We start from the raw sequence: 18,017 nt of genomic DNA, 5'->3' as shown, positions 1-18,017 counted from the left end.
TACAGTCGGCGGCGCGCCGGCCAGAGCCCGGTCACCGAGCCCAAGGTCAGACCACCACCCGGTAGTGGGTGGTGAACAGCCCAGCGTCGTCGTACACGTGGAACGCGACGCCGGGCGGCTGGGCCTGGGTGGCCAACGGACCCTCGCCCTCCCAGGGCATCCGCAGCGTGGAGACCACACCCGGCGCGATCCGCAGTGGACGGCCCGCGAATGTGCTCGCGGCGGCGGTGTGGAAATGCCCGGTCAGCACGGCGACGACCTGTGGGTGGGCGGTGACGAGCTCGGCCAGGGAATCGGCCGGCAGTAGCCGCATCGGGTCGATGACCGGGTGGTGCAGCACCACCGGCGGGTGATGCACGGCGATGAACGTCGGCGTCCCGGCCGGCACCGAACCCAGCTCGTCGGCGAGCCACGCCACGGTCTCGTCGTCCAGGTGGCCGTCGTCCGCGCCGGGCACTGACGAGTCGGCGAGGAGGAAGACCGCGCCCGCCACGTCGTGCCGGGTGTTGATCGGGCCGGTGCCGCCGCGGTCGTCGCCGAGCAGACCCTTGCGGTACGCGTCGCGCACATCGTGGTTGCCGGGGCAGACCATCACCGGCAGCGGGGAATCGAAGAGCTTCGCGGCGGTCTCGTACTCGGCCACCTCGCCGTGGTCGGCGATGTCCCCGGTGATCAGGATCGCGTCCACCGGTCGTGGCAGGGAGTGCAGGTGGTCCATGACCCGGGCGGTCCGCTCGGCCGATCGGGGATGGCTGTCGAGGTGAGTGTCACTGAGGTGTGCGATGACCAGCACGACGCCCCCTGATGGCCGTGAACGGTATGGGCATCAGGGAAGCTACCCGGCTCGACGTGGTGGCGGCGCGGCGGGTCGCGACCCGATCGCCACGCTCAGCTGCGGGAACGCGGGAGGCAGTCCTTCTTGTACTTGAGGCCCGAGCCGCACCAGCAGGCGTCGTTGCGCTCCGGTGGCCAGGCGATCCGGGCGCTGGGGCGAGCCGACACCTCGGCCGCGTAGCCCGCCCGGATCGCGGCATCGGTCGGGTCGCCGTCCCCTCGACCGGCGAAGGCGTGCAGCCCGGCCACGGTGGCGCCGAACACGCCCAGCCCGGCCTGACCGGCACCTGTCAGCCGTACCAGCTCCTTCTCCAGTCGGGCCCGGTGCGCGTCCCAGTCCGGCCCGTACACCTCGGCGAGCGTCGGGTGCTCGGAGAGCAGACGATCGAATTCGGCCCGTGGCCAGAAGAGCAGATCCGACCCGGCGCCCCGGCGCTCTCCGGCCCGGCGGACGAGCTGATTTTCCAGCCGGTCCGCCAGATCGTCCTGCCGGTCGTGCGGCAGATTGAGATTGCGGCGTACCCGGTGCCGTTGTTGCAGCAGGAAGAAGAGGACCCCGGGCGCGTCCGGCGGGCCGAGCTCCACCACGGGGTCGGTCGCGGTGATGGCCTGCGGGCGCGCCCCGGCGGCGGCGCGCTCGCCGAGCAGGGTGTCGACCGCCTCGCTCAGCCAGGTCTCGGCGGTCGTCGAACGACCACCGGCGTCCAGCGCCGCGCTCACGTAGGCGGGGGCGTCGGGCTGCACGGACAGCAGCGGGCGTAGCGCTGTCAGCTCCGCCATCGCCTCGTCGTCCCGACCGCCGGAGCGGAACAGTGCCCGGGCCCGCAGTGCCCGGGCGAAACCGGCCCGGGGGTCGTCCTCGGACGGATACGCCGCCAGGGCCTGTTCCGCGTAGCGCAGGGCGGCATCTGGTCTCGCCCGGATCTCGGCGATCTCGGCGGCCAGGGTCAGGGCGTCCCCGGCGTCGTCGGGATCCTCCAGTCGGCCCTGCTGCGCCGCCTCGGCGAGATCAGCGGCGACGCCGAGCGGGTTGGCCGTTCCGAGCGCCGAGCGGCGAAGTTCAGCGAGGTGAGCCTTGGTGAGTACGTCTTTCGTCGGCACGATCTCACGGTACGTCGCGGGGCTCCCGGCCTGCCGGCAGATCACCTTTACGCCGCTCTCGGGCCCTCGGGAGCTACCCTCCCGGCCGCTGGAGCTGCGACCACGCCCCGCCCGCCGTCACCACCACCCGATCTCCCTTTAGCATCCGCTGACGTCTATCCAAAATGAGACTCAAGGGCATTTGTTTCGTCGTGGTTTACCTAGATCAAACCGGTGGGGCTCGGCGTTTCCGCGCCATTGAAGGCCGTTACTTCGGGTGGTCAAGTGCGGTGCCCTCGCCGGCGCTGTGTGCCGAGATGGGCCGTCGCATCGACGCATTGAGCTGCTAATACATCGATGGTTGCCTGCAGCAACGAGGTGGGCTGAGTCACGTCCGTCACTGCCCGTGATCGCCCGGGCGCCGGTCGCGCTTGTGGCATAAATCGATACCTGGCTGTCCGAATGACTGAATAAACGGTCGTTCAGGATACAAGCCTGTTGCACAACCGACTCACGATGAAATCATTTGCCCAGCTAACGTTCCGGCACTGGAAGCCGCCATCCGGACAACCGTCCGGGTGGCGGTGTCATGTGTCAGCACGATGAGGAGGTCGTCCCGCGTGGAGCCGATGGTCACGGAGCCCCAGGTGCTCCGCGCCGGAGATCCGGACGACGGACAGGTGCGGAGCGTGTCGTCGACCGCCGCCCCGGTCCGGACGGTCAGCAAGTCGCCGACCCGGATCGCCCTGGCCCGGCTACGCCGCGACCGGATCGCGATGATCTGCGCCGCGATCTGCGTGGCCTACGTCCTGATCGCGATCTTCGCGCCGCTGCTCGCCAGGTTGGAGGGACAGAACGCGACCGACCTGCACCAGGACCTGATCGACGAGTTCGGCTTCCCGATGGTCGGGCCGACCGGCGAACACTGGTTCGGGGTGGAGCCCCGGCTGGGCCGCGACCTCTTCGCCCGCTGGGTGTACGGCGCCCGCCCGTCGCTCATCGTCGCGGTCGCGGTCACCACCATCACCACGATCATCGGCGTGGTGGTGGGTCTGGTCGCCGGCTTCACCGGCGGCTGGGTCGACCGGGTGCTCTCCTGGCTGATCGACCTGGTGCTCAGCCTGCCGTATCTGCTGTTCGCGATCGCGAGCTCCGCAGTCCTGGTCGCGATCTTCGGCGGCGCCGACGGTGCCGGGGCCGAGGACGTCGCCCAGATCCGCTTCATCTCGCTGATCTGCGTGCTGTCGTTCTTCGGCTGGGCGAGCCTCGCCCGGCTGGTGCGGGGGCAGGTGCTGTCACTGCGCGAGCGTGAGTTCGTCGCGGCGGCCAAGGTGCTCGGCATCCCGACCCGGCAGGTGCTCTTCAAGGAGCTGCTGCCAAACCTGGTCGCGCCGATCGTCGTCTCCGTGTCACTGGCCCTGCCCGGCTACGTGGTGGCCGAGGCCGGTCTGACCGTGCTCGGTGCCGGGCTGATCGAGCCCACCCCGTCCTGGGGTCTGACGATCTCCGCCGCGACCACCTACTACCGGGCCGACCCGCTCTACCTGTGGCTGCCCGTACTCGGCATCACGATTCTGGTGCTCGCCCTGAGCCTGCTCGGCGACGCCGTGCGCGACGCCTTCGATCCCCGGACCCGTCGATGAGGACGCCCCGGGCTGGAGGAGAACCACGGACCCTGCACGCCGGGGGTCCGTTGACTGAAAGAAAAGACAGGAGCACGTCTGTGAGGCAACTGAAGGTTGGTCTCGCCGCCGCACTGGCCGCCACCATGGCGGTCGCCGGCTGCGGCAGCCCTTCGTCGAAGAACGGCAGCAACGGCGGGGGTGACGCCAAGGGCATCGAGACCCAGCAGAGCGCGCTCGACCCGACTGCCAAGGGCCCGGCGGCCGAGGTGCCCGGCGCCAAGAAGGGCGGCGTGATCACGGTCTACTCCCAGGTGACCCCGAACACGTTCGACCCGACCGACACCTACTACGCCGACGCGCTGGCGATCGAGAAGCTGATCTTCCGCAGCCCGACCCAGTTCGCGATCCGCAACGGCAAGCCGGTGCTCGTGCCGGACCTGACCGACCTCGGCACCGTCTCGTCGGACAAGCTGACCTGGACGTTCAAGATGCAGTCGGGCATCAAGTACGCCGACGGCAGCGAGGTCAAGGTCGAGGACCTGGCGTACGCGATCAAGCGTTCGTTCGCCCACGACGTGTTCGCCAACGGCCCGACGTACCAGCTGACCACCTTCAAGGGCGGCGACACCTACAAGGGTCCCTACGCCAGCGACGACGCCTTCGCCGGCGTGGAGACCCCGGACTCGGGCACGCTGGTCATCCACCTGGCGCGGCCCTTCGCGGACCTGCCCCTCTACATGACCTTCCCGGTGTTCACGCCGATCCCGCAGGCCAAGGACACCAAGGAAAACTACAAGAACAACCCCCTGGCGACCGGGCCGTACCAGTTCGACACGTACACCCCGGGCACCGAGCTGAAGCTGAAGAAGAACCCGAACTGGGACCCGAACACCGACGCGGTGCGACACCAGTACCCGGACGGCTTCACCTTCAAGTGGGGCGGCGAGGACCCGAAGACCCAGCAGCAGGTGCTCAACAGCGCTGGCGAGGACGCCAACGCGCTCAACTACGGCCCCGTCGACGCCTCGCTGATCCCGCAGCTGACCGGGGACAAGAAGGCCCAGCTGATCCAGGGTGAGCAGCCCTGCACCTACTCCGTGCAGATGGACACCCGCAAGATCCCGCTGGAGGTGCGCAAGGCGATCGCCAAGGCGTACCCGTACGACCAGGTCAACAAGGCCGGCGGCCTGAACAGCTTCAACTCCCAGCCGGCCAGCACCGTCCTGCCGCCGAGCGTGCCGGGCTACACCAAGTACGACGCGCTGCCGGGCCTGAGCGGTGTCGGCCAGGGCGACCCGGCCGCCGCCAAGGCCGACCTGGAGGCAGCCGGCAAGGTGGGCTTCGAGCTCAGCTGGTACTACGACAACACCAAGCCGGTCCCGCAGCAGACCAACCAGATCCGGGTCGACGCGTTCAAGGCGGCCGGCTTCGCCGTCAAGCCGATCGGTGTCACCACCGCCGAGCTGCGCTCCAAGATCGCTGACTACGACGCCCCGGTCAACATGGGCCAGGCGCCGCAGGGCTGGTGCTCGGACTGGCCGAGCGGCGGCAGCTGGTTCCCGGTGCTCTTCCAGTCGCACAGCCTCACCGACGGCACCAGCTGGGGCGAGCTCACCGACAAGGCGCTGGACGCCAAGATCGACGAGATCGGCAACCTCCCGGCCGACCAGGCCGTCGCCAAGTGGGGCGAGCTGGACAAGGAGATCCTGGGCATGTACGTGGCCCTGCCGCGCTACTACGGCAAGCTCGCCTTCGCCATCGGCACGAACATCGGTGGCGCCGAGGGCGACGCCTCCGCGGGTGAGCCGTTCTACCTGAACATGTTCCTGAAGAACTGACCTCCCGCACCCCCATCGTGGACGCCGGCCGGCCTCCGGCACCGTGCCGGCCGGCGTCCACCCCTTTCCCCGTTCCGGCTTGGGCTCCCAGCCCTGGCCCGCTGCCACCAGGAGCCTCGGCGGTGCTCATCTACATCCTGCGACGGATCGCCAGCGCGGTCTCCGTCGTCATCGTGACGCTGGTCGCCAGCTTCGGCCTGTTCTTCGTCGCCCCCACCGACCCGGCCGGGACGATCTGCGGCCAGCGCTGCACCCCGGAGCGCCACGCCGACATCAGCGCCAGCCTCAACCTCGACCAGCCCGTGGCGCAGCAGGTCGGCGAGTATCTCAAGGGGCTCGCGGTCGGGCGGACGTACCACTCCGGCGGGCTCACCATCGAGTGCGACGCGCCCTGCCTCGGCTACTCGTACACCCTCGGCCAGCCGGTGACCAAGCTGATCGGGCAGGCGTTGCCGGTCACCGTGTCGATCGTCCTCGGCGGTGCGGTGGTCTACCTGATCGCCGGCATCCTCGCCGGCATCATCGCGGCCCGAAGACGAGGCACCTACCTGGACCGGCTCATGGTCGGCACCTCGCTCGGCATCAACGCCGTGCCGTACTTCGTGGTGGCGCTGCTCGTCTCGCTGTACGCGACGTTCCTGCCGCACGCCGGCTACCACCCGCTGCTGGAGAACCCCTTCACCTGGGCGGCCGGGCTGCTGGCCGCGTGGCTGACGCTCGGCCTGGCGAACTCCGCCTCGTACACCCGCTACGCCCGCGCGTCGATGATCGAAACGCTGGGCGAGGACTACATCCGTACCGCCCGCGCGAAGGGCATCAGCGAGCGGCGGGTGGTCTACCGCCACGGCCTGCGCGCCGCGATCACCCCGATCGCCACCATCTTCGGCCTCGACCTGGCGTTCCAGCTGACCGGTGCGATCTTCACCGAGGCGATGTTCGGGTTGCCCGGCCTCGGCGTGCTCACCCTGCGCGCGTTCAACCAGTACGACCTGCCGGTGCTGATGGGCGGTGTGCTGGTCGGCTCGGTGGTGCTGGTCGTGATGAACCTGCTCGTCGACATCCTCTACACGATTCTCGACCCGCGAGTGAGGCTGGGATGACCGAACCGCAGCTGCTGCCGACCCCGGGCCGACGGCCCGAGACCGTCTCGCGCGCCCGCCGGGTGGCCGGTGACCGCACCGAAGGGCAGTCCTACCTGGAGGTCAAGGACCTCACCGTCAGCTTCCCCACCGCCGACGGGCTCGTGGGGGCGGTCCAGGGGCTCAGCTACTCCCTGCCGCTGGGCCGCACCCTCGCGGTGGTCGGCGAATCCGGCTCCGGCAAGAGCGTGTCCAGCATGGCCATCATGGGCCTGCACGACCCGCGCAGCACCCGGATGACCGGCTCGATCACGGTCGGCGGTGAGGAGATCGTCGGGATGACGCCGACCGAACTCCGCAAACGCCGCGGCGCCAACGCCGCGATGATCTTCCAGGATCCGCAGTCGTCGCTGCACCCGTACTTCACCGTCGGTGACCAGATCATCGAGGCGTACCGGGCGCACCACCGAGTGTCCAAGCGGGTGGCCCGGGACCGGGCGGTCGACATGCTCGGCCGGGTCGGCATCCCCAACCCGCGCCGCCGCCTGGACGACTACCCGCACCAGTTCTCCGGCGGTATGCGGCAACGCGCGATGATCGCGATGGCCCTGGTCAACGACCCCAAGCTGCTCATCGCCGACGAGCCCACCACCGCGCTGGACGTCACCGTGCAGGCGCAGATCCTCGACCTGATCATGGAGTTGCAGCAGGACTTCGGCTCGGCGGTCCTCTTCATCACCCATGACCTCGGTGTCGTCGCCGAGATCGCCGACGACGTGCTGGTCATGTACGGCGGACGCGGCGTCGAGTACGGCCGGGCCGAGTCGATCCTCGGCCAGCCACTGCACCCGTACACCTGGGGTCTGCTGGAGAGCATCCCGGCGGTCTCCGGCGAACCGGCCCGGCTGCACCCCATCCCCGGCACCCCGCCCAGCCTGCTCGCGCTGCCCAGCGGGTGCTCGTTCCACCCGCGCTGCGAGTTCGCCGGCCGGGTGCCCGGCGCCGCCTGCTCGGTCGACCTGCCCGACCTGGTCTCCCGCACCGAGGACACCACCCGGACCTCCCGCTGCCACCTGGCTGACCCGGCCGGGATCTTCGCGACCGACATCCTGCCCCGGCTGCCCTGAAGGAGCACGAGATGAGCACCACCACCGACACGGCGATCCGCCCCGCTCCGGCCGACCAGCCGGGCGGGGACGGTACGCCGCTGCTGGAGCTGCGCGACCTGCAGATGCACTTCACCGCCCGTGGCGACGGATGGTTCGGCCGCAACGCCCACCGGATTCGGGCCGTCGACGGGGTGTCACTGCAACTGCGCGCGGGCGAGACGCTCGGGCTGGTCGGTGAATCCGGCTGCGGCAAGACCACCACCGGGCGTCTGATCACCCGGCTGCTGGAGCCGACCGGTGGGCAGGTCCTCTACCAGGGCACCGACATCACCCACCTGAAGGAGAAAGACCTGCGGCCGTACCGGCGCGAGCTGCAGCTGATCTTCCAGGACCCGTACTCGTCGCTCAACCCGCGGCACACGGTGGGCACCATCATCGGCGCGCCCCTGCGGGTGCACAACCTCGTGCCCAAGGGCAAGGAGCTGGACCGGGTCCGGGAGTTGCTGGAGGTGGTGGGGCTCAACCCCGAGCACTACAACCGCTACCCGCACGAGTTCTCCGGCGGCCAACGGCAGCGCATCGGCATCGCCCGCGCGCTGGCCGTCCAGCCCAAGGTGATCGTCGCCGACGAACCGGTCAGCGCCCTCGACGTGTCGATCCAGGCGCAGGTGATGAACCTCCTCGAAGACCTGCGCAAGGAGTTCAACATCGCGTTCGTCTTCATCGCCCACGACCTGGGCGTGGTGCGGCACTTCTGCGACCGGGTGGCGGTGATGTACCTGGGTCGGGTCGCCGAGATCGCTGACCGCGACCCGCTGTACGGCACGCCCGCGCACCCGTACACCCAGGCGCTGCTCTCCGCCGTGCCCGACCTCGGGGTGGTGCGCGGCGCGGCACCCAAACCACGGATCCGGCTGGCCGGCGACGTACCCGGCCCGATGGACCCGCCGACCGGCTGCCGGTTCCGCAGCCGCTGCTGGAAGGCCGAGGAGGTGTGCGCCACCACGACCCCGCCACTGTTACAGGTGGGTGCCGGGCACGCGGCGGCATGCCACTTCGCCGGATCACTGCAGGAGGAAGCGGCGGCCTGAGCGCCCACGGGCCGGTGGCCTGAGTGCCCCGCTGGCGGCCTGGGCCGCCAGCGCGGGCGGGCCGGCGGGGGACGGGCTCAGTCGGCCAGCAGCTCCCGAACCCGGGGGATCACCTTCGTGGCGTACAGCTCGATGCTGCTCATCAGGTGTTCGTGGGCCATGGTGCCGGTGGCGTACTTGAGGTCGATGCGCCGCAGACCGAGAGTTCGCACCGTCTCCGCGACCTTGCGGGCCACCGTCTCCGGTGAACCGACGTGCCAGGACCCCTCGGCGATGTCGGCTTCGAACCGGGCCCGGGTGGCCGGCGGCCACCCGCGCTCCCGGCCGATCCGGTTCAACATGTTCCGGGCGTGCGGCCACAGCCGGTCGGCCGCCTCCTTGTCGGTCGCGGCGACGAAGCCGGGCACGTGCGCGCTGACCGGAAGGCGTTCCTGACCGAACTGGTCGAGGGCACGGTGGTACAGCTCGACGTAGGGCGCGAACCGGGCCGGGTCACCCCCGATCACCGCCAGGGCCAGCGGGAAACCGAGCCGGGCGGCCCGGATCACCGACTGAGGGCTGCCGCCGACGCCGACCCAGGTGCGGATCCGCCCGGATTCCGTCTTCGGGTAGACCTCCTGCTGCCTCAGCGGGGCCCGTACGCTGCCCTCCCAGGTCACCGGGCCCTCCGCCAGCAGCCGTGCCATCAGCTCCAGCTTCTCCTCGAACAGCTTCTCGTAGTCGCCGAGGTCGTAACCGAACAGCGGGAACGACTCGGTGAACGAGCCCCGACCCAACGTGATCTCGGCACGGCCCTGGGAGACCGCGTCGAGGGTGGCGAAGCGCTCGAAGACGCGTACCGGATCGTCCGAGCTGAGGACCGTCACCGCGGTGCCGAGCCGGATCCGCTCGGTCTGGCCGGCGATCGCGGCGAGCACGATCTCCGGGGCGGAGATCGCGAAGTCGTCGCGGTGGTGCTCACCGAGGCCGATCGCGTCGACACCGAGCCGGTCCGCGAGGACCGCCTGCTCGACGACGTTCCGGATCACCTGCGCGTAGGGCAACGGCTTGCCCTTCACGTCGACCGTGACATCCCCGAAACTGTCCAGCCCGAACTCCACCTCGGTGGCCACGTCGGTCCTCCTGATCACGATGCGTCCGCCGCACCCGTTCTCCCACTGCTTCCGGCGGTTCAACGGCGATGTCGTCGGCTCGCATTCCCAGACTTGGGAGTGGTAAGCGGCACTAGATGCGGCGCACCGTCGACGCCGGCCAGCCGCGTCGCCGGCTACGGCAGGCGCGCGAGGTACCCGAGCATCGCCACGCGGCTTCCCGGCAGGCCGTACTCCCCGACCAGCATGGAGACGTTGCCGAACTCCTGCCCGTCGATCAGCCACGGCTCAGTTGAGCGCCCCAGCACCTCGGCGAGCCGCCGCTGCCGGGGCGTCAACGCCGCGACCGGCGTCCCGTTCGGCGCGGGCCCATCCGGGAAGGCGATACGCAGTGCCGCACCCAGCACCGTCAACGACCTCTCGCCGCTGACGACGGGCAACCGGTCGAGCAGCGCGTCGAAGGCGCGGTCGGTGTGCCGCGCGCCGAGCTGCCGCAGGGCCAGGCCCGCGTAGCCGCCGAGGTCGCCGTCGAGGAACGGCACCCACCCGCCGGGACCGGGCGCCATCACCGCGTCCCCGCTCGGATCGGCCGCGCCCTCGGGCGGGGCGACGCCGTCGGCGGGTGGGACCACCGCGCCGTCGGGCGGGTTCGCCGCCCAGCTCAGCAACGCCTCGACGGTCGCCTGGTCGGCCGTCGCGCCGAGGACGCGGGCCCGACCGATCGCGGCGGCCCAACGAACAACCGGGCGCGGATCGGCCAGCCACCGTTCGTCCGGGGCGGCCCCGAGCAGCCCCGACGCCACCAGCATCGTCGCCACCTCGCCGGGCGCCACCTCGACGCCGGGCTCCCGGGTGGCGTCGATCGCGGCGGCCAACGCGGACACACTGCCGGCGGCCTCCTCCGGAAACCAGGCCAGGGTGTACGCCGCACCCGTCCGCACGCCCGGGTCGGGGTGTTTCAGCAGGGTGCGCAGGAGCGGCACCGCGGCGCGCACCGCGTCGTAGACCGACAGCTCGACGTACGCCCACAACCGGGCCTGATCGGACCGGTCGAGGGACTCGACGTAGGCGTACTCGACGTACTCCTTCGCCGACTCGTCCGCACCGGTCCACGGTGGCGGTTTCGCGGCGAGCAGCTCACGCCCGCCCTCGGCGGCCCGGCGGTGTGCGGCCACCGGGAAGCCGTCGGGGAGCACACCCTCGTCGAAGCCGACAGCCAGGGCGCTCAGCAGCCCCAGCACCGCCGCCGGGTCCGGGGTGGCCGGGTCGGCGAGCAGGTCCAGCAGGAACGGCACCGCGTACGCGCTCGCCTCGAACCGGCCGCCCTGGTGGAAGACGGTGGTGTACAACTCGCCCAGCGCCTCGTCCCGGACGGCCGGGTCGAACGAACCGAGGGCGCGCAGTTGGTCGGGCACGTCGTCGGCCGCCCCGTAGGCGTGGCCCAGTCGCGCCCAGTCGATGTCGTCGAGTCCGTCGAGCACGGCCCATGCTCTCCCACCCCACCGACACTCAGCGGGTGGGGTTCGTCAGAACTCCTCGTACACCGCCGGGTCCTGGTCCGAGAGCCGCCCGTCCGGGCGGCCCAGCGCGGTGATGGCCTCGACCTGCGCGTCGGTGAGCGTGATCCCGAAGACGTCCAGGTTCTCGAGCTGCCGCTGCGGGGAGGCGGCCTTGGGCAGCGGAATCACCTGGCGGGCCACGTGCCAGGCGAGGATCGTCTGCGCCGGGCTGACGCCGTGCGCGGCCGCGATCTCCCCGATCACGGGGTGCTGCCGCAGGTCGTTGCCGTGGCCGAGTGGGCTCCACCCCTGCACCAGGATGCCGTGCTCCCGGTGGTAGTCGAGCGCCTCCTGCTGCGGGAAGTACGGGTGCACCTCGATCTGGTTGACCACCGGGGCGACCCCGGTCTCGGCCACCAGCCGCTCGATGTGCTCGGGCAGGAAGTTGGACAGCCCGATGTGCCGCACCAGCCCGCGCTCACGGGCCTCGATCAGCGCCCGCCACGCCTGCACGTACAGGTCCTGCTTGGGGTTCGGCCAGTGGATCAGGTACAGGTCGACCCGGTCGAGGCCGGTGCGGAACACACTCTCCTCGATGGTGGTCAGCGCCTCGTCGTAGCTGTGGTGCCGCCCCGGCAGCTTCGAGGTGACGATCAGTTCGTCCCGTACGTCGCCCGCCGACCGGGCGGCCCGGCCGACCGCGCCCTCGTTCTCGTAGTTGACCGCCGAGTCGAGCAACCGGTAACCCGCCCGGATCGCCTGACCGATCGCGTCGACACCCGCCGAACCGTTCAGTTGGTACGTGCCGAGCCCGATCGCCGGCAGGGTGGTGCCGTCGGCAGCCGTCAGATGGGGAATCGTCATGATCGGAACCCTACCCGCGCGAGCCGTCCCACCGGCTGGGTCTGCCGCCCGGACGGGCCCTCACGCAGACCCGTCACCGGTGGGGGCGTCCCGGATGGCGAGTGCGGCTTGGATGAGCGCGGCGTGGGTCAGCGTCTGCGGGTAGTTGCCGAGGTGGGCACCCGTCGCGGGGTTCAACTCCTCGGCGTAGAGGCCGAGAGGGCTGGCGTGGTCGACCATGGCCTGGAACAGCTCGATGGCCTCGCGGCGACGCCCGGTGCGGGCAAGGCCCTGAACGAGCCAGAACGAGCAGGGCAGGAACGCGCCCTCGGCGCCGGGGAGGCCGTCACGTCCCGGCGGGTAGCGGTAGAGCAGCGCACCGCCGGCGGACAGCCCGTCCCGGATGGCGTCGATGGTGCCCCGTACCCGCTGTGACTCGGCCTGATCCATGCCCAGCAGCGGCAGGACGAGCAGGGCCGCGTCGAGATCCTGGGAGCCGTAGCTGCGGACGTAGCTGGCCGCCGTCGGGTCGAAGCCGCGCGTTCGGACCTCGGCGGCGATGGCAGCACGGGCGTTCTGCCAACGTCGACGTTGACCCTCCGGCAGGTGATGCGTGTCCGCGATGGCCAGGGCACGGTCCAGGGCGAGCCAGCCCATGAGCTTGGAATGGACGTGTTGGGCCGGCTCCCGCACCTCCCAGATCCCGGCATCGGGCTGCTGCCAACAACCGGCGACCACGTCGGCGAAACCACGCACCGCCCGCCACGTCTCGCCGTAGAGGCGGTGCCCGGCCTGAGCGAACGCCCACGCGGCGTCGATCACCCAGCCGTAGCCGTCGAGCTGGTGCTGACCGGCGGCACCGTTGCCCACCCGTACCGGACGGCTGTCGAGGTAGCCGGGCCAACCGGGCAACTCTCGCTCCGCTGGAGCGTGCCGGCCGTACAGGGTGAGCAGCGCCGGCAGACGCGGCCGTTGCAGGCGGCTGGCGTGCAACAGCCACGCGAGGAAACCGCGCGCCTCGTCGGTCTTGCCGACGCTGAGGAAGGCGCTGACACCGATGCTGGCGTCCCGGGGCCAGACGTAGCGGTAGTCCCAGTTTCGTCCCCCACCGGGATCCTCGGGCAATGACGTGGTGGGTGCGGCCACCGGCGCTCCCGAGGGCGAGTACGTCAGCAGCCGCAAGGTGAGCAGGCTTCGTGCGACGTGTTCCCGGAACGGTAGCCGCTCGTCGATCTCCGCGGTCCAGGCCCGCCACCGGGCCTCGTCCTCGACGAGCAGGTCCCAGGCGGCCGCCGGCTCGACGTGGATCACCGGTTCGCGGTGGGCCACCGCCAGGACGAGGGTGACCGGACGGCCCGGCCGGACCGTGATCGAGCTGGGCCGACCCGGTTCAATTCTGAACGCGGGCGTGCTGTTCAACGCGACCGCGAGCGCGCCCCACTCACACACGAGCGCCTGCCGCCGGTGGTGGACTCGGGGCCGGCGGTGCCGCGCGCCGAGGCGGGGATCGAACTCCACCACCGCGTCGACCGCCGCTTGCTCGGCCGACAACCGTCGCACGATCAGTGTCGTGGGCAGCAGACGACCGCTGACCTCGGCCACCATCGCCTCGGTGAGGCGCAGCCGGCCGCCGCCCACCGCCCAGGTGGTCTCCAGGGTGGCCGTGTGCTGTCGGTAGCGTCGCTCGACGACAGTGGCCGGCCCGGCCGGGCCGACCCGGAACGTGCCGGCGTCCGGGCCCCCGACCAGTCGGCCGAACAGAGGATCGCCGTCGAAGCGCGGCACGCAGAGCCAGTCCATCGCGCCGTCACTCGCGACCAGGGCGGCGGTACGCGTGTCGCCCAGCAGACCGTAGTCGCTGATTGGTGGCCCACCGGTCACGCAGATCGCTCCCCGCTGGGCCGCGCCGGAGAGCAGCCGGACACGCGGATCACCTGGCCTGCAGGAGCAACCCGAGGAAGGCCCCGTAAACGACGTGGACGACAGCCGTGACCAGCGGTGTCTGGATACCGTAGTTGACGGCGAACAGCCCGGGTGGCTCCAACACCGCCGTGCTGGCCGGCCCCGCCCGTTGCGAGGCCATCCGCGGGTGGACACCGGGAAGCAGCGGCAGAATCACCGTCAGCGCGATCCCGACGTGCACGATCCCGAGCAGCGCCCCGATCCACCAGGTGGCCCGGTGCAACAGCGCGAACGCGGCCGCGTAACCGAGCGCGAAACCCTGACCGATGCAGAGGTGCAGGAAGAACCCGAAGACCCGGGCCCGATCGGGATCCTCGGTGACGAACGCACCGAGCACCAGGGGAAAATCGAGCCGAGTGAGACCGGCCAGTTGGGCGGTGATCATCGCCGCGGTGAGCGCCGCGGTGGCGACCAACCCGAACAACGCCCATCCGGCCCAGTCCATCTCAGCAGTCGTCGAGGTCGCGGGCGTTCTCGGTCATCGGTCCACCCTCCGGCTGAACAGCGTGAATCCCACGGCCCGGACCGGACACCCGCCCACCGGGGCGCCCGGTTTATCACCATAAGCCACCGGACCTGGCGCGGCGGCCCGCTCGCCCAGACGTCCCTTGACGAGTTGACACCGGATCAGTGCCTTGCCACTGCCTCAGGTAGGCGCTCCAGCCATGCCGGCGGCGCGCTGCACGTCGGTCACGGCCAGGACGGCGGTGGTGGGCCGAATGCGCGACGACTGGCCCGCACGGCCAGAGCCGCGAGGGCAGCGTTGGCGCCACCGCCGATCACCGCACCGATACCGAACGGTGCCACTCGACCGAGAACGACGATTCCCTGCTTGGTCCCGTACTTCGTGATGAAGTTCCGCCCCAGGACCATGTTGATCTGGCGCAACGTGGCGACAGGCACCTTGGCGACAACGTGACGTCCCCAGTGTTGCCCGGTGCGCTCGGCGACCTTGGTGATGGTGGCGGAGCCGGACCCACCGAGCATGATCCCCATCACGACCGTTCGGCGGCGCTCGACCTCGTCGATGCGGACTCCGTGGACTTCGGCGATCGAGAGCGCGAAGAGGGCGCTCAGCTGAAGTGAGGACAGAGCCTCGCCGGCCGACAGCGCCAATGCGACGCCCGTGCCGACGCCCGGTGCCGCCGCGGTTCCGCCGACGGCGGCGCCCGCCCCGGTCAACGCGCTGACGTAGATCCGCTCCAGGTTGCGAATCACCTCGGCTGGTGTCGCCTCCGGGTTGCGCTGGCGGGCCCGGGCGATGTTTTTCTGCACCAGTGGGGTCTGCAGGGCGATTGCCTTGTCCAGCAGGTCGAGGACCCGCTGCCCATGCGTGCCCGCCTCCGGCGCTGGTAAATCGAGGGCGTCGTCGTCAACGGGTAGGGAGAGCTCGTTCTCGGATCCCTCGGATTCAGGCGCCATCTCACAACCTTCATGATCGACAACGGGAGCATCACAGTAGGTGTCAATGTGCTCACCCCGGCTCAGCCGGAGCGGCACCTCATCGCGCGTAGCGTCCAGACGCGAGTGTCTGAACAGATCACACGTGCGGGGTGAGCGGGGCTGGGCGTCGCCGCGGCCGGCGGCTGACGTCCTCACGGGCTCGGTGTCGGCGTCGGGGTCGCGGCGCCGATCACACCGCCGAAGAAGACCATGACGGTGAGCGCGATCATCGGGCCGACGAAGACGTACCCGAGGATCAGGCCCGTCACTGCCATTCCCCGTCCGGACTTCGTCCCGTGGCGCGTCTCGTAGAGCCCGACGTGCCCGAGGACGACCGCGAGGACGCACGGAATCCCGAACAGACACCAGCCACCGAGAACACCGAGGATGCCGAGGACCATCGACGCGGTGGCGGTGCTCGACGAGGGCAGGGCCGGCACCAACACCTGGGGCCACACCTGGTGGTAGTGGGGCGGCGGGTAAGGGCTGGCGGGAACGGCCGAGATCGGTGGCTGCGGGTGGGTCGGGTCGTATCCAGGCTGGTAGGACAAGGGGGTTTCCTCATGGTCGTCAGCTGTCAGGGTCAGTTCGTGGTTCGGGCGGTCAGTCCGGGTAGCGGGTCACCGGGTCGGAGCCGGTCGCAGCGTCACCACCGACCTCTCCGCCCGGGTCACCTCGACGATCCGCGCCTTGCCCAGGTCGAGCCGGCGCACCGCGTCCGGCAGGCGGGTGTCGTGGGTGAAGACCACCACCTGCCGCTGCTCGGCCAGCTCGGCGAGCACCCGGGCGAGACCATCCACTTTCGACGGGTCCATGCTCTGCACCGGGTCGTCGACGACGATGAACCGGAACGGGCTCTCCGGTGCGCAACTGCGCGGCAGGAACGTGGCCAGCCCGAGCGCCTGCATCTCACCCTGACTCATCACGCCCAACGCGGTGCCGTTGTCGGCGCCGTCCACGCTGACCGGGAAGACCACCCGCCGTCGGGTGTTCGCCCCTGCCAACGTCATCGCACCCAACTCGACGTTGCTCTCCTGCCGCAGCTGCGCCCAGATCCGCTGCGAGTGCCCGGCGAACGGCGCGACCCGCTCGTCGCGGATCGCCGTACCGGCGTCCTTCAGCCAGGCGCGCGCCGTCTTCAACCGGGCCAGCATCGCCTCCCGCGCCGGCAGCCCGCCGGCGGCGGCCACCCACTCGCGCACGTCGGCCGCCGCAGCCCGCCAACCGGTGTCGCGCTGCCGCAGAAACCCCTCGGCGTACGCGCGGGCCGCGTCCGCCGCCACCACCACCGCCGGGTACCGCGTGGCCAGGTGGTCGGCCAGGTCGGCCGGCTTCCCGGGTACGCGCCGCAGCGCCGCCACGGCGTCCCGCAGCGCCCCGACCGTCGGCTCCGATCCGGGGCCCTCCGGGACCGTGAGGTCGTCGATCAGGTGGTGTGCCTGCCGCAGCAGAGCGGTGAGCCGGTTCGCCGCGGCCTGGGCGGCGACGCTGCGCTGCCGCAGGTCAGTGAGCGACTGCGCGGCGGCGGCACGCCACCCACCGTCCAGAACGCCGGTGGCGCAGACCGGACACGACCCGTCGCCCTCGTCCTCGTGCTGTTCCAGAGAGAGGCGGAGCAACTCGGCGCTGCGCAACGCGGCCCGGGACCGGCCCCCGTCGTAGCGCAACGCCTCGGCCGACGCCTCCCGCAGCTGACCGGCCAACCGGCTCACCTCGTCGACCGACGGCGGGGCGAGGTCGGCGAGTTCCCGACAGAGCAGCACCTCCCGGTCGGCGGTCACCTCGTCCGGCTCGTCGAGGATCGCCGTCACCGCGTCGAGGTCGACAGCGCCCCGCCCGCGCAGCAGCGCGACGGTCCGCCGAGCCCGGTCGTCGGCGATCCCCGCGAGCGCGTCGGCCAGGGCGGTGCGCTGTGCGCGTACCTCCTTGATGGTGGTGTCGTGCGGCCGGGCGGCGCGCAGCAGACGCTGGTCGGCGTCGATGAGCGCGTCCAGCCCGAGGATCGCGAAGAGCGCGTCGAAGAGCTGACTCTGCGTGCCGGCGGCGAGCTTGCCCAGCTCGGCGGCGGTGAGGAACGGTCGGTACAGCTCCAACGGGCGGGCCAGACCCAGCTCTGTCAGGCCGCTGTGCCGCCCCCGGGCGCTGGTGACCGTCACCTCGGCGTCGGCCAGTTCGGCCCCGACCGGCCAGGCCCGGTGCACCCGCGTCGGCGTGGCCACCCCGTCGACCCGCAGCTCCACGTCAACCCAGCACGGGTCCGGGTTGTGCAGGTTGCGCCACCCCGTACGCCACACGCTGGTCTTGTCGGCCCACCGGGCGCTGTCGCCGGTGAGGGCGAGTTCGGCGGCCTCGGCGAAGCTGGACTTGCCGGAGCCGTTGCGGCCGACGACCAGTGTGAAACCCGGCCCGGGGCCGATCTGGATGGTCCGTTCCGGACCGACACCGCGGAACCCGGCGACCGTCACCGACTTCAACCAGATCCGTTCCGCCGGACCGTCAGCGGTGGGGGAGCGGGGGTCGAGC

Annotated in this window: 15 protein-coding genes; 5 read left to right on the top strand and 10 right to left on the bottom strand. The window is 70.9% G+C overall.

The genetic code is table 11. The annotated features are described in order from the left end of the window. Nucleotides 1-46 precede the first annotated feature (46 nt). A complete protein-coding gene (locus tag DLJ59_RS13990) occupies nucleotides 47-793 on the bottom strand; it encodes a metallophosphoesterase (RefSeq protein ID WP_124772946.1) in 747 nt (248 codons plus the stop codon). 95 nt (nucleotides 794-888) lie between these two features. Then, on the bottom strand, nucleotides 889-1,935 hold the full coding sequence (locus tag DLJ59_RS13985) for an SEC-C domain-containing protein (protein WP_124772945.1): 1,047 nt from the start codon (nucleotides 1,933-1,935) through the stop codon (nucleotides 889-891). Nucleotides 1,936-2,543: 608 nt separating this feature from the next. On the opposite strand from DLJ59_RS13985, the gene DLJ59_RS13980 reads away from it, so the two are divergent. From DLJ59_RS13980 to DLJ59_RS13960, 5 genes are all read left to right on the top strand, one after another. Next, nucleotides 2,544-3,557 (top strand): ABC transporter permease, encoded by a 1,014-nt coding sequence (locus tag DLJ59_RS13980; protein WP_124772944.1) that lies wholly within the window; start codon nucleotides 2,544-2,546, stop codon nucleotides 3,555-3,557. Nucleotides 3,558-3,637: 80 nt separating this feature from the next. Beyond that, nucleotides 3,638-5,377 carry an ABC transporter substrate-binding protein gene (locus DLJ59_RS13975; RefSeq protein ID WP_208648684.1) on the top strand — a complete coding sequence of 580 codons (1,740 nt, stop codon included), beginning with the start codon at nucleotides 3,638-3,640 and terminating at the stop codon, nucleotides 5,375-5,377. 122 nt (nucleotides 5,378-5,499) lie between these two features. Further along, nucleotides 5,500-6,477: an ABC transporter permease gene (locus DLJ59_RS13970; protein WP_124772943.1), complete on the top strand. Its 978-nt coding sequence runs from the start codon at nucleotides 5,500-5,502 to the stop codon at nucleotides 6,475-6,477. Next, nucleotides 6,474-7,583 (top strand): ABC transporter ATP-binding protein, encoded by a 1,110-nt coding sequence (locus DLJ59_RS13965; protein WP_124772942.1) that lies wholly within the window; start codon nucleotides 6,474-6,476, stop codon nucleotides 7,581-7,583. Before DLJ59_RS13970 ends, DLJ59_RS13965 begins: the two co-directional genes overlap by 4 nt. Before the next feature lie 11 nt (nucleotides 7,584-7,594). Continuing rightward, nucleotides 7,595-8,656, top strand: coding sequence for an ABC transporter ATP-binding protein (locus tag DLJ59_RS13960; protein ID WP_124772941.1), 1,062 nt, complete (start codon nucleotides 7,595-7,597; stop codon nucleotides 8,654-8,656). A gap of 77 nt (nucleotides 8,657-8,733) precedes the next feature. On the opposite strand, the gene DLJ59_RS13955 is transcribed toward DLJ59_RS13960, so the two are convergent. The 8 genes from DLJ59_RS13955 to DLJ59_RS13920 form a co-directional block, all read right to left on the bottom strand. After that, nucleotides 8,734-9,768 (bottom strand): LLM class flavin-dependent oxidoreductase, encoded by a 1,035-nt coding sequence (locus DLJ59_RS13955; protein WP_124772940.1) that lies wholly within the window; start codon nucleotides 9,766-9,768, stop codon nucleotides 8,734-8,736. 155 nt (nucleotides 9,769-9,923) lie between these two features. Further along, on the bottom strand, nucleotides 9,924-11,228 hold the full coding sequence (locus DLJ59_RS13950; protein WP_124772939.1) for a HEAT repeat domain-containing protein: 1,305 nt from the start codon (nucleotides 11,226-11,228) through the stop codon (nucleotides 9,924-9,926). Nucleotides 11,229-11,273: 45 nt separating this feature from the next. Further along, on the bottom strand, nucleotides 11,274-12,110 hold the full coding sequence (locus DLJ59_RS13945; RefSeq protein WP_124772938.1) for an aldo/keto reductase: 837 nt from the start codon (nucleotides 12,108-12,110) through the stop codon (nucleotides 11,274-11,276). A 60-nt stretch (nucleotides 12,111-12,170) separates the two neighbouring features. Next, nucleotides 12,171-13,970: a glycoside hydrolase family 15 protein gene (locus DLJ59_RS13940; protein WP_208648683.1), complete on the bottom strand. Its 1,800-nt coding sequence runs from the start codon at nucleotides 13,968-13,970 to the stop codon at nucleotides 12,171-12,173. Between the two features lie 49 nt (nucleotides 13,971-14,019). Next, nucleotides 14,020-14,496: a hypothetical protein gene (locus DLJ59_RS13935; RefSeq protein WP_124772937.1), complete on the bottom strand. Its 477-nt coding sequence runs from the start codon at nucleotides 14,494-14,496 to the stop codon at nucleotides 14,020-14,022. A 245-nt stretch (nucleotides 14,497-14,741) separates the two neighbouring features. After that, nucleotides 14,742-15,473, bottom strand: a complete 732-nt coding sequence (locus DLJ59_RS13930; protein ID WP_208648682.1) for a hypothetical protein — start codon at nucleotides 15,471-15,473, stop codon at nucleotides 14,742-14,744. A gap of 173 nt (nucleotides 15,474-15,646) precedes the next feature. Then, the gene (locus DLJ59_RS13925; protein ID WP_124772936.1) at nucleotides 15,647-16,045 is read right to left on the bottom strand and encodes a DUF4190 domain-containing protein; all 399 of its coding nucleotides are present in this window, start codon (nucleotides 16,043-16,045) and stop codon (nucleotides 15,647-15,649) included. 69 nt (nucleotides 16,046-16,114) lie between these two features. Continuing rightward, a partial coding sequence (locus tag DLJ59_RS13920) for an AAA family ATPase (RefSeq protein WP_124772935.1) occupies nucleotides 16,115-18,017 on the bottom strand: 1,903 nt, incomplete at its 5' end.

Origin of the sequence: Micromonospora inaquosa (genome assembly GCF_003857055.1) — a bacterium.
Lineage (GTDB): Bacteria > Actinomycetota > Actinomycetes > Mycobacteriales > Micromonosporaceae > Micromonospora > Micromonospora inaquosa.
The sequence above is the reverse complement of the archived record's forward strand: the minus strand, read 5'-3'. Positions and strand labels throughout refer to the sequence as shown.